Source organism: Streptococcus sp. 27098_8_66 (assembly GCF_041431945.1).
Classification (GTDB): domain Bacteria; phylum Bacillota; class Bacilli; order Lactobacillales; family Streptococcaceae; genus Streptococcus; species Streptococcus dentalis.
In genome coordinates, this window is record NZ_JAPVYS010000008.1 from 1 (window position 1) to 12,547 (window position 12,547).

The window sequence follows — 12,547 nt, forward strand, 5'->3', positions numbered from 1 at the left end:
TGCTCCCTATATTGCCCAATCTCCGTTACGGAAGACTGGGACGCGGGTGCCGTCTTCTCGAATGCCGTCGATATCCATTTGGCTTGAGCCGATCATGAAGTCGACGTGGACGTCTGAGCGGTTGAGGCCGGCTGCTTCGAGTTCTTCTTCTGTGAACTCTGCGCCACCTTCTACACTGGTTGCATAGGCTGCCCCGATGGCCAAGTGGTTAGAAGCATTTTCGTCAAATAGAGTGTTAAAGAAGGTAATGCCTGATTGGGAAATCGGGCTTGGATCTGGAACAAGAGCACATTCACCCAAGGCACGCGCTCCCTTGTTTTTGAAGACCAAATCTTTCATGACTTGATCGCCTTTTGCTGCTGTGATGTCTACGATTTCTCCATTTTCAAAGGTCACTTTGATCCCTTCGATGATGTTCCCATTGTAGCTAAGCGGTTTTGTAGAGGTGACATAACCTTCTGCACGGCGGAAGTCAGGAGCTGTGAAGACCTCTTCTGTCGGCATGTTTGGCAGGAAGTTTTCGCCTTGGGCATTGATGGCTCCGGCAGATTCCCAGACGTGGTTCTTCGGCAAGCCAAGTGTCAAGTCCGTTCCAGGCGCTGTGTAGTGAAGAGCTGAAAATTGCTCTTTGTTGAGCATTTCTGCCTTGCTCTTGAGAATAGCTGCATGCTCTTCCCAAGCCTTGACGGGATCTTCTTCGTAGACACGGCAAGTCTTGAAGATTTGGTCCCAAAGGAGGTCCACTGCTTCTTCGTCGCTTGCCGCATTTGGAAAGACTTTTTTCGCCCATTCTAAACCTGCTGCAGCAGCAACCGTCCAGCTGACCTTGTTGGATTGAGTAGCGATACGCATTGGTTTCATGGCCATGCCCAAAGCCTTAGCCGAGGCAGAAAGCTTCTCTGCATCAACACCATTTAAGGCACCTGGATCAGACGAGCGCACACCCAAGCGACTAGCCTTGTGGTCCAAGAGGTAGTTCATCTCCGCAATCTTGTAGTCTGGCACATTGTCCAAACGATCCATCGGTGCATGGAGGAATTTTTCCCGGGTAGTGAAATCATCTGCCCATTGGACAATCACTTCGTGCGCGCCCAAAGCATAGGCTTCCTTCACGATCAAGTGGGCCAATTCTCTTTGTTCCACATCGATGTTCAAGACCAAGGTATGGCCAGGTTGCACGTTGATACCGTTCGCCACTAACAATTTAGCGTATTTTTCGAGATTTTCTTTAAAATTTGGTAAAACCATTGCATTCTCCTTCATAAGTGAATAATCTTCTCCTAGTATACCATAAGTCCATGTAGAATTCTTTTTGAACGTAAACAACCTTTTTTAATATAAAATAGGTTAAGTGATTCTGAAAAGAAATAAAAATGAGTTCTTTTTAGAACGAATCAAGAAATACCGAAACTTTCTGCTGTGAGAAAAGTGCCTGAAACTTAATAGTTTCAGGCACTCGGAATTATTGAGAGTAAAACAGTTTGGGAAACTGTTTTAGCCTGAGCCAAGAAATTAAAGAGCAAAGGGGCTCAATACGAATTGAACACGGGCTGCGGATTGTGTCAAAAAGATAAGTTTTCCTAGAATCGAAAGATTCTGCGTCAAACTTCCTATTTTGACTTTATCCGCAGACGCCCTTTGTATCTTGATTTAGTCATGGAACTTCGTAGAAGTTCGCTGACGTCCGTACTCACCTAAGGAAAGTTTCTAAGAAGACTTTGTCTTCAACTTAAGGAAGAACATAGCCTTGATCATCCACGGTATGAGGTTGTTCAGAACTTCTATTCTCTCTCAAAGCTTCCAAATCTTGATCCAAAATGGAATTGTAGTCTGTACTACCTTCACGGGTTACCCGAGTTGATACTTGGCGCAAGAGTTTTTCATTGAGATTGCGAACCCAGCGACCATTACTATGGTCATTGGCACGCATATAATTTCCTTTCACAATCTCTCCATAAAGGGCTTCATTGACTTGGTAACCTTGCTTACGCAATCCTAACAGACCGATCTCCACGATCTCATCTGGGCTGTAGTCTTCAAAATCAAATGTAGTTGGGATTCGGCTTTGCAGACCTGAATTGACCTGCAAGAAGTCGTGCATCTCTTTCGTGTAACCGGCAAAGATAATGACGATATCGCGACGGTGGTCCTCCATAAATTTGAGGACTTCATCCAAGGCTTCCTTCCCAAAATCATCATTTAAACCGGTATAGAGCGTGTAGGCCTCATCGATAAAGAGGACTCCACCCAGTGCACTTTCTAGGACTTCGCGCGTCTTCAAGGCTGTTTGACCTTGGTAGCCTCCAACCAGATTGCTCCGGGATACTTCGATGAATTTCTTCTGCTTGATAACCCCCTTTTGGAAGAGGATATTGCCCAAAATGCGGGCCACGGTGGTCTTCCCTGTACCAGGATTTCCAAGAAAGAGAGAGTGCAAGGTCGTGTCTTCGACGATGCCACCTTGTTCAGCCCGTTTTTGATTGAACTCAGCCATGGCCACGAATTGTTCGACTTGCTCTTTCACCTTAGCAATTCCAACCAAACGGTTGAGGGCAGCCATCCCATCTTCTTCCTTGTCGGCTCCTGCTTGATACTTACCTTGGTTAAGGACAGCATCGATATCGCTATTGAGGATGGTCTCAATATCATCGGAACCTTGGGCCACCACCCGATCTGCCATGGTCTTGGTCAATTGCTCATCCAGGTTACGAATCCAGCGACCATTGCTCTTATCTAGCGAGCCATCATAAGCCCGCTTAACGTGCCGCGCATAGTAATCCCGGTCTTCGAGTTTGTAGTCCCCTTTGCTTAGGATCATTTCACCTAGTTGGACAATCTCATCTCCTGTGAAATCTTCAAAGATGAAATTATTTGGCACCCGAGAACGAAGGCCTGGATTGGTCTTTAAGAACTCCTCCATTTCCTTGGTATAGCCAGCAAAGATAATCATGATGTCGTCGCGATTGTCCTCCATAAATTTGAGGATGGTATTGATCGCCTCGATCCCAAAGTCCGCACCGCTGTCTTTTTTATCCAAGCTATAGGCTTCATCAATAAAGAGGATGCCTCCTCGCGCTTTTTCAAGCAGGGCTTGGGTCTGTTCAGCTGTTCCTCCAATATTCGAAGAGATCAGATCGGACTCCGTTGCTTCCACAAAACGGAATTCTTCCCCTGAGAGAACACCTGCATCAAAGAGCACTTGTCCCAACAGACGGGCTACAGTCGTTTTCCCTGTACCAGGATTTCCCATAAAGGCAGCATGCAAGGTTTGCTTTTCAGGAGCCTTGCCACTAGCGATTCGTTTCTTGTTAAATTCCACCATGTTGATCATTTTCTTGATCTCATGTTTGACTTTTTCAAGACCAATCAGGCTATTGAGTTCTTGAAGAGCATCTTGTTTCTTCTCTGGTCCAGAGTCTCTTGCGGTAGTTGGAGCCACCGTTGCATCTGTCGCCTGTCCCGTAGAAACTACTTGCGCATTGCCCTTCGCCACTTCTCTGCCAACAAGATAGTTACAGTCATCCTCGATTTTCTTGGTCAGATCACGCGCATCCCCCTGCCTATAGGTCATGGTGTCCACCTTCACAAAAGCTCCACCTTGAAGCCGTATATTAGGATCCGCAATCTTATGACAAATCATATGCTCAGCCATCAGTACACCATCATCAAAAACGCCAAATGAAATGGTTTGGGCATTCTCATTCAAGAAGGTCGTTTCCCCAGTCAGGGAAGCAAAGGACTCTTCATAGACGCATAAAAACTCTGTGAATGTAGCCTGGTGAGCTCGGATCATACTATTAAATGAATTGATGGAGGTCATACGATCCGAATCCGAATTGAATTGAACATTGTTGTCAAGACAGACTCCAGTTCCAGTAGGCAGCTCAATTTTACAGTTTTCGGACTCCCAAATGACATTCCTCAACCAAACTGGTGGAAAGTCCTTTTCCAGATCCCCGCCTGTAATCGTTGAATTTTTTGCGATCACTTCTGAGTCCTTGGCATGGATCGTATTATTCCCAAATTTTTCAATATAGACATTTTCTAAGGTCAACTTGGAGCCTTCTGACAGATCTATCTTAGAAAAGATCGTTGAATTTTGAATGGACAATTCTGATGCTGACATTCCGATGACACTTTGGTGTTTTTCTGGAACCTTCATCCCAACTCCATCCAATGTCATTTTCGAATGCGTATCCATATAGATAAAAAATTCACTATTTGTCGGAGTGGTGATTTCAAAATAGACCTGTTTACAGGTGATAGCTGACTCATTCCATAAGGTCAAGGCAGTATAGTTCCCACCAACTTTAAACCACAGATCTTCAAATGTCACCTGAGCTCCCTCTACAAATCGGAAAGAAGCCTCAATCGTGTTGTTAAACATGCGCCCATTACCATTTGGATTTGGAACTACATGCCCCACAAAATGAAGGCTCTTGTTGATTACAATCACCTCATCTGTCGGCCATTGAAACACATACCCATTTTCAAACTCGATGGTATCTCCATCCTGCGCTTTTTCAACCGCATCCATAAAGTTCCAACTATTATTGTAAGGGCCTACTAAATATCTTGCCACGCTCTTCTCCTTTGTTTCATCTATTCTATTTCCTTGTCACAAACAATCGTTACTAAAAATTGTAACACAATCCAGTGCCAAAGAAAACACTTATCAGATCTGAAAGGACTGAAAAACCTCTATTTTCAAAAGAAAAATAGAGGCTGTCAGTTAATCTTTCAAGGCTGAAAATAAGCTGGCTAGAGCAATTGCTCCTGAGAGCAGGGCGGTGGAAAGGAGCAGCACATTGTCTGCCACCTCTAGCTTGTACTCAAAGACTTTTTCAGCTGGTTTGTCTTCTGCAAAAATTTCTAACTTCATGTTCTCCTCCTTTGTTTCTAGAACAAATCACTGTGACTTCCCGTCCTCAGCAAGTTTAAAATCAATTCGTCCTTATCTACTTTGTAAACCAAAAGCCAATCCGGCTGGATATGACACTCCCGAACACCTTGGAAATGCTTGGAATTGGTCAATTGATGGTCACGATATCTGACAGGAAGTTCTTTTTCTTGAACCAGAAAATTCAAGACTTCTTCTAACAAGTCTGCCTTCAAACCTCGCTTCATTGCTAACTTAAAATCTTTTTTAAACTGTTTATGATAACGAATCTTAAGCACGCAAGTCCTCCATCAAGTCTGAGACTGATTCAAAGGGTTGACTCATATTCCGATTTTGCTCTACATCCGTTACTACTTGAAGCAACTTCCCATGATCGTCTAATCGAACATCAAAAGGTAAGCCCTGATATTGAATAGCCTGACGAAGAAAAATGTTGATAGCTGTTGTCATATCCATTCCCAAATGATTGAACACCAGTTGGGCCTGCTCCTTAACCTCGCTATCCAAACGGATACTCATGCTCGTCTTTGACATCTTCTCACCTTCTTTCTAGCTTTTATTGTAACAAAAAAGAAGGCTGTTGTAAATCCATTGGATATACAATAGCCTTCTAATTGGTATTCATTTTTCATTAGATGAAACTGCATCAACTTTTATGAATGGATTCTCTCCATCAAAACAAATCATCAAAGAGGCTCAACTGGTTATCCTCTGGCATATTGCCAAGAATGCCCATCTCATCCATCTTTTCAACCAGGGTAGACGAAACCCCGCCACGCTTCCGGAGCTCAGTCTTAGAGAGGAATTCTCCTTCTTCACGCGCCCGCACGATTTGCTTGGCAACGTTCTCTCCCAGACCATCCATAGCGACAAATGGTGGAATCAAGGTGTCCCCATCGATCAAGAATTCTGTCGCCTGACTGCGATAGAGGTCTAGCTTGCCAAACTTGAAGCCCCGCTCCCACATTTCATTAACAATCTCAAGGGTGGTGTAGAGATCAATCTCTACGTTAGAAGCTTCGTTGTTCTTGCGTTTCTCAGCGATTTCTTTCATCCGCGCTTTCACGGCTTCAAGGCCTGCCCCCATGGTTTTGATGTCAAAAGCCTTGGCCCGAATCGAGAAGTAAGCACAGTAGTAATAGAGAGGATGATGCACCTTAAAGTAGGCCACACGAAGGGCCATCATAACATAGGCCGTCGCATGGGCTTTAGGGAACATGTACTTGATCTTCCCACAGGACTCAATGTACCATTCAGGGACATTGTTTTCCTTCATGGCTTGGATGTAGCCATTGCGCTCTTCTTCTGAGATCTTGAGCCACATGCCTTTCCGCACGCGCTCCATAATGGTAAAGGCCATCTTAGGCTTGAGACCCGCGTGCATGAGGTAAACCATGATGTCGTCCCGACACCCGATAACGGTCGATAGATCGGCAATGCCCGCCTTGATCAAGTCTTGGGCATTTCCCAACCACACGTCGGTACCGTGAGACAGACCAGAGAGCTGAAGTAACTCTGCGAAGGTCGTCGGATGAGTCTCTTCGACCATGCCCCGAACAAAGTTGGTCCCAAACTCTGGAATCCCCAACATTCCTGTCGGCGTTCCGATCTGCTCGGCTGTCACCCCTAGCACTTCTGTCCCAGAAAAGAGGGCCATGACCCCTGGATCATCCATAGGGATATCGTTCGGATCAATACCTGACAAATCTTGGAGCTTGCGAATCATGGTCGGATCATCATGACCAAGGACATCGAGCTTGAGGACGTTCTCATCGATATCGTGGAAGTTAAAGTGAGTGGTCTGCCATTCAGCTGTCACATCATCTGCCGGATACTGGACCGGAGTAAAATCATAGACATCCATATAGTTTGGAATAACAACGATTCCTCCCGGGTGTTGACCGGTCGTCCGTTTGACCCCGGCTGCACCAAGAGCCAAGCGCTCCACCTCTGCATCCCGGTAATACTTGCCGTAGTCTCGCTCATAGCCTTTCACAAACCCATAGGCAGTCTTGGCCGCAACTGTACCTACTGTTCCTGCCCGGAAGGCGTATTCTTCCCCAAAGATATCGCGGACATCCAAGTGGGCGCTTGGCTGATCTTCCCCAGAGAAGTTCAAATCGATATCGGGTACCTTGTCCCCATCGAAACCAAGGAAGGTTTCAAAGGGAATGTCCTGTCCATTTTTACTGAGCTTGTGGCCACAGTTTGGACAATCCTTGTCCGGCATATCAAAACCAGATCCATAAGAACCGTCTGTGATGAATTCACTATACTGGCACTGGCTGCAAACATAGTGAGGCGAAAGAGGATTGACCTCGGTGATCCCAATCATGGTCGCGACAAAGCTGGATCCGACAGATCCACGCGATCCAACCAGATAGCCCCGCTCATTGGAACGGTGCACCAGCATCTGTGAAGCCAGATAAATCACGGCAAAGCCATTCCCCAAGATGGAGGTCAATTCTTTTTCAATTCGCAGATCGACAATATCAGGAAGCGGATTACCGTAGATCTCAAAGGCCCGCTTATAGGTCAATTCCGCAACCGTTTCTTCGGCCTTGTCGATAAATGGCGTATAGAGGTCACCCTTGACCACTTCGACCGGCTCAAAGGTCTCTGCGAGCGCATTGGTGTTTTCAATAACAATCTTGCGTGCCAAGTCTTCTCCCAAAAAGGCAAATTCATCCAGCATCTCATTGGTGGTTCTAAAATGCGCTTTTGGCAGTGGCGCTGGCTGGGCATCTTCTCCGTGCCCTATGGTCCGGTTGATCATGGCCCCTTGACCGAGACTACGGACAATGATCTCCCGATAGATCTCATCTTCCGGCTCCAGATAGTGGACATTACCTGTCGCAAGAACAGGCTTGCCGAGGCGATCTCCCACTTCAATCAAGCTCTTGATAATAGTCTGTAGCTCCTCCATGTCCTTGACCTGCTCCTTGGCAATGAGAGGTGCGTAGATAGCCGGTGGCATAACCTCGATAAAGTCGTAGTACTTGGCCACTTCGACCGCCGCATCCACACCTTGCGACATGACCGCATCAAAAACTTCCCCTTCTGAGCAGGCCGATCCGAGGATCAAGCCCTCGCGGTGGGCGTCCAGCACGGTCTTAGGAATCCGTGGAACTCCTTCGAAATACTTGGTCCCAGAAAGTGAGACTAGTTTAAACATATTCTTAAGGCCGGTCTGATTCTTGACATAGAGGGTCGCATGCTTGACCCGCGCCTTCTTATAAGAATTCTCATCGATCAAATCGATATTCAGGTCCTTGAGATTGGTCACCCCATGCTTTTCAGCGACATCTTTGATGAAGATAAAGAGCAGGCGCCCCGTCGCTTCCGCATCGTAGTTGGCCATGTGGTGATGCTCCAAGCCTACCCCAAAGCGCTTGGTCAATGGCCCCAAGCCATGCCGTTTAAAATCTGGATAGAGGTTGCGGGCAAATTCCAGGGTATCGATGACTGGCTGGGTGATCTTGGGAAGGCCATGGCGCTCATAGTTAGCATTCATGAAGCCCACGTCAAAGGTAGCGTTGTGGGCGACAAGAACGGTCCCCTCACAGAAGGCCTGAAACTCCTTCAAGACCTGTACCAAAGGCTTAGCCCCCCGGACATGCTCATTGGTGATCCCTGTCAATTGGGTCGTAAAGGAGGACAGAGGATGGCCCGGATTGATAAACTCATCAAACTCCTCAATGACATTGCCCTTGTACATCTTAGAAGCAGCGACCTGAATCAAGTCATTGTAGATGGCTGAAAGTCCCGTTGTTTCCACGTCAAAGACCACATAAGTCGCTTCATTGAGGTCCAGATCCACCTCGTTATAGGTGATGGGCACCTTGTCCTCTACGATATTGGCTTCCATCCCATAGATCAGCTGAATTCCAGCCTTCTTGGCTGCTTTAAAGCCATGCGGGAAGCTCTGCACATTGCCATGGTCGGTGATGGCCACAGCCTTATGCCCCCACTCAGCTGCCTTAGCGATCAGCTCTTCGACTTCCGGCAGAGCATCCATAGTCGACATATTGGTATGCGCGTGGAACTCCACCCGGCGCTCACCTTCTGGCATCAGGTCCTTGCGGGCGTAGTGCACGACTTCCTGGATGTCTTGGACATTCATGGTTAAGTCGCGCGTGAAATTGTTCATTTCGATATTTCCCCGCACCAGGAGCCAGCTGTTTTTCTTGATCATGTCAAACTTCTGAGCTTCTTCCTCATTTTTAACCCATTTCTGAAGGGAAAAACTCGAGGTATAGTCAGTCATCTTAAAGCTGATCAAGACGCGACCGGTCCGTGTCACCTTGTGCTCCACGTCAAAGACCACACCCTCAAAGACAATCCGATTCTCTTCTGTCGTAATCTCGATCATCGGAGTGATCTCGGCCTTGTCTAGCTTGGGCTTAGCCACAGCCTTCTTAGCCTTGAAATCAAAGGCAGGTTTTTCTTCATCTGCTGGTGGCGGAGCCATCTGAGCCAAGGATTCCATAGCCCGCAAGGTCTCTTCATTGGCTGCTTGGAAAATCTTTTCATTTTCCTCCTCAAAGCGCGCCACTTCTTGCTCTGTCAATTCCTCATCAGACTCCACCCGACAGGTGAAGTGCGGAAAACCAAAGGCTTCCAACTGCTTAGCAAGGTTGGGCAAATGGTTCTTACGAAAATGCTCCGTATCAACCGAAGAAGGACCAGAGATGATCAATTCCTGTCCTTCTGCTCGCACCTGCAAGTCTTGGTAAAGTCCCTTAAAGCCTTGACTAGCACAAGGTCCTTCCTCAAAGACCTCCCGGTAGTAGGCCCGCAATAAATCAGCAGAAAAATCCTGATTGGACACTTGGATGGTAAAGGTCGCCTGGTTTCCTGTCTTTGAAAATTCGTCCTTCAAGCGCTGGCGCAATTCCTTAAACAAAGTAATGGGCAAGATTTCCGCAAAATCAAAGCGGAACTCCCAGACCCGACTGACCTTGTGCACCACGACTTCTTGAATCTCCGCATGCAAAAAGGCACTGGAAGATCGCATTTCCAGCGGCATATCCAGCTGATCCATTAAAATTTCAAAGGTGTTGGACATTGTTTCTCCCTTGATCTTGATTCTTTTGCTCGCTTTTGAGTGGCCCGCTTCTAAGCAAAAACAGACCAGTCAAAAACATTCGTAACTTTTATTTTATCACAATTTAAGGATTAATTCGAGAGAGAAGTGAAGACAAAAAAATCACCGGACTAGAGGTGATTTCTCGATGATTGGCCAACAGCAGGCAATCCTGATCATTGTCCCGTCGTATCCGTCACTGAGCTTGAACGCGGTGTCCAAAGTAGATCCTTCATCTGTAACTAGACGGTTTCTCTCAAGCTTTGTTCTTGCTTTTGGATATCCTCCATGACAGACTGCAACTTCTGCCGGATTTCCACTTTCTCCTCTTGTTCTTTTTACGCTTGGAGGGTTGGACGGAATATGGCAAAGAAAGGCCCGATGACCACGATCAAGTAGGGAATATAACGCGATTGTTTGAGGCGCATAATGATCAATAACACAAGACCGATCACCTTAATCCCCACATTAAAAATAAAACGCATTTAAAACTCTTATTTTACTTGTAAATACGTTTCTTTAGATATCGGCTACACCTAATTCATTAAAACATCTGTGATACTTAGACTCATCTTCGTTTCATCAGCCATTGTTTCTACGATCGAGCTCTGTTCACTCGTCAAAGGGAGCAGTAAAAGTGTCGCTGATTGTGTCGGTAACTTAGGGTTATTAGATAGACTATACTGGACCACTTGATCTTGATAAATAGAGTGGCCATCATAACTCCAACTAATTTTAAAGGTGGCATCACGATCAAGATTCGTTGTAGTTTTGTTGACCAACATAAAAACTGCATATTCCTGTTGTTTAAAAGTATAGGTACCACCTGTAAAATACACAGTAATCTCTCCTTGAGCGCCGATTTCCGGATGTTCCGTAACTAACTTCTTACCCAGTTCAATCAAGTCCGATGTCTTTCCTTCATTCTGAGGTGCGACTACAAATTTCAAGCCCTTCTCCTCTTTAGCAGATGAGGAAGCTTTTGTACTTTGCTCCGTTTTGTTTTCTGTTGATTCCTTGGCTTCTTTTTTAGGCTGAGCACAGGCTGTTAAAACAAGCACACTCACCAGCAATACCATGCTTTTTTTCATGTATTGTTCCCTCCTTTTATAATCGAGTAGTTTCAAAATTTATTCCTTACTATCATACCGGAATTTACTATGAATAGCAAATTAGACGCTGGGTGGAGAGAGTTGAGAAAATGAAAAAGAGAGAACCAGGCGATTCTCTCTAAGTTATAACTTTTCATCAACCCAATACAGTTGACAAAGAGCCATTGTTTTTATTAATTAGTTACCAGATAAATAGAATTATTCAAACAACCTTAAAGAAAATAATCAAGTACATTACAAAATCAACCATTAATCGTTGGCTATTAAGAATCGTTACCAAAACGTATATCTTAGGATATTAAATTATTTTTATCAAACATTATTTCTTATCTATCCTGAATGGCATTCTATCATTATCTAAAAAGTAACGTTCAACTTTTTCTCTATTATAGCTAAATTGATATCTCAATTCATATCGTTGGCTCTATGTATGTATCTGAACGATTAAATTGTTTCCTTATTCAGTGATTGTCTATATTCCTTTGACTTTTCACCATACCAAGCCTTGGACGAATAACCAAATTGCTCTCGATACTCCTCTGAGTATTTGAAGAGATAATATCCCCTTAACAAATCAATCGAAAATACATAAGTGGCAAACACAAATATTGCAGGCATTAAAGGCATCAAAACTGCATCAATACCACCTCTCGTATTACTTCCAGTTGAGCGATCAAATAGAACTAGACCAGCTGTAATCCCTGTTCCACCTAAAAAAATCAAACCATCTGAAATTCTATCTGTCAGTATAGATGACATCGGACTAAATTCAGTCCGATTACAAACAGCTTCTTTCATCTTACGAGGTACCGTTCGAACCAAGTAAAAAATTGCAAGACCAAACGTGACACCCGCTACTATACTAGCCATATTACGACGTGTCATCATCATAATTCCAGAACACACTGTAAACATTGAAAGCAAAATCACCATATAAAAATAAGTACAAAATTTTAATTTCATGGGGCTATTTCTATACTTGATTGAAAAGAAAAGATATACCAAATACATGATTAGGAACAAAAAGATTACAGGCCACTGTAGCCATCTATAATTAGGAGCTTGATCCACTGTATGCCCACTTACAAACATCGGAATAGCAACCAAAAAAAAGTAAAGAACAACTGAGGTGATCAATAAGCCTATGTAACGTTTCCAATTCCCTTTTTGATTTAATTTGTTTACAATATCTTCATTTACAAAGGACTGACTTTGTTCAAATGAATAATTAAATAGCTTCATTTTCTAACTCCTTTCTCCAAACCATTCCAACTTAGGAACATTTGCAAATAATTTCTTAGCTAAAGGACTTTTAATCAATTTTGACCAAAAAGTTTCATCTTCTGCTGCAACCATAGCATCTAAAAACTTTAGACTGAAGCCATTACTTTCCCTAATGCATCGAAGAACCAATCGCTATTATACAATTTTTCAGCAATTTTTGCTGGA

9 protein-coding genes are annotated in these 12,547 nt (G+C 44.6%); all 9 read right to left on the reverse strand.

Features of this window, described 5'->3' with window-relative positions; all coding sequences use genetic code 11:
• Positions 1–6: 6 nt before the first annotated feature.
• Complete coding sequence (locus O3642_RS06775; protein ID WP_371605646.1) at positions 7–1,248, reverse strand: aminopeptidase; 1,242 nt, start codon at positions 1,246–1,248, stop codon at positions 7–9.
• A 481-nt stretch (positions 1,249–1,729) separates the two neighbouring features.
• A complete protein-coding gene (locus O3642_RS06780) occupies positions 1,730–4,582 on the reverse strand; it encodes an AAA family ATPase (RefSeq protein ID WP_371605647.1) in 2,853 nt (950 codons plus the stop codon).
• A gap of 150 nt (positions 4,583–4,732) precedes the next feature.
• The gene (locus O3642_RS06785) at positions 4,733–4,882 is read right to left on the reverse strand and encodes a hypothetical protein (RefSeq protein WP_155127304.1); all 150 of its coding nucleotides are present in this window, start codon (positions 4,880–4,882) and stop codon (positions 4,733–4,735) included.
• Between the two features lie 17 nt (positions 4,883–4,899).
• Positions 4,900–5,178 (reverse strand): type II toxin-antitoxin system YafQ family toxin, encoded by a 279-nt coding sequence (locus O3642_RS06790; protein WP_003013623.1) that lies wholly within the window; start codon positions 5,176–5,178, stop codon positions 4,900–4,902.
• Entirely contained in the window at positions 5,171–5,434 is a 264-nt protein-coding gene (locus O3642_RS06795) for a type II toxin-antitoxin system RelB/DinJ family antitoxin (protein ID WP_009732165.1), read from the reverse strand. Before O3642_RS06795 ends, O3642_RS06790 begins: the two co-directional genes overlap by 8 nt.
• A 139-nt stretch (positions 5,435–5,573) precedes the next feature.
• A complete protein-coding gene (locus O3642_RS06800) occupies positions 5,574–9,968 on the reverse strand; it encodes a PolC-type DNA polymerase III (protein ID WP_371605648.1) in 4,395 nt (1,464 codons plus the stop codon).
• A gap of 356 nt (positions 9,969–10,324) precedes the next feature.
• Positions 10,325–10,471 (reverse strand): hypothetical protein, encoded by a 147-nt coding sequence (locus O3642_RS06805; RefSeq protein ID WP_155172952.1) that lies wholly within the window; start codon positions 10,469–10,471, stop codon positions 10,325–10,327.
• Between the two features lie 51 nt (positions 10,472–10,522).
• Complete coding sequence (locus tag O3642_RS06810; protein WP_155127295.1) at positions 10,523–11,077, reverse strand: hypothetical protein; 555 nt, start codon at positions 11,075–11,077, stop codon at positions 10,523–10,525.
• Positions 11,078–11,542: 465 nt separating this feature from the next.
• Positions 11,543–12,340: a hypothetical protein gene (locus tag O3642_RS06815; RefSeq protein ID WP_371605649.1), complete on the reverse strand. Its 798-nt coding sequence runs from the start codon at positions 12,338–12,340 to the stop codon at positions 11,543–11,545.
• Between the last annotated feature and the right edge of the window lie 207 nt (positions 12,341–12,547).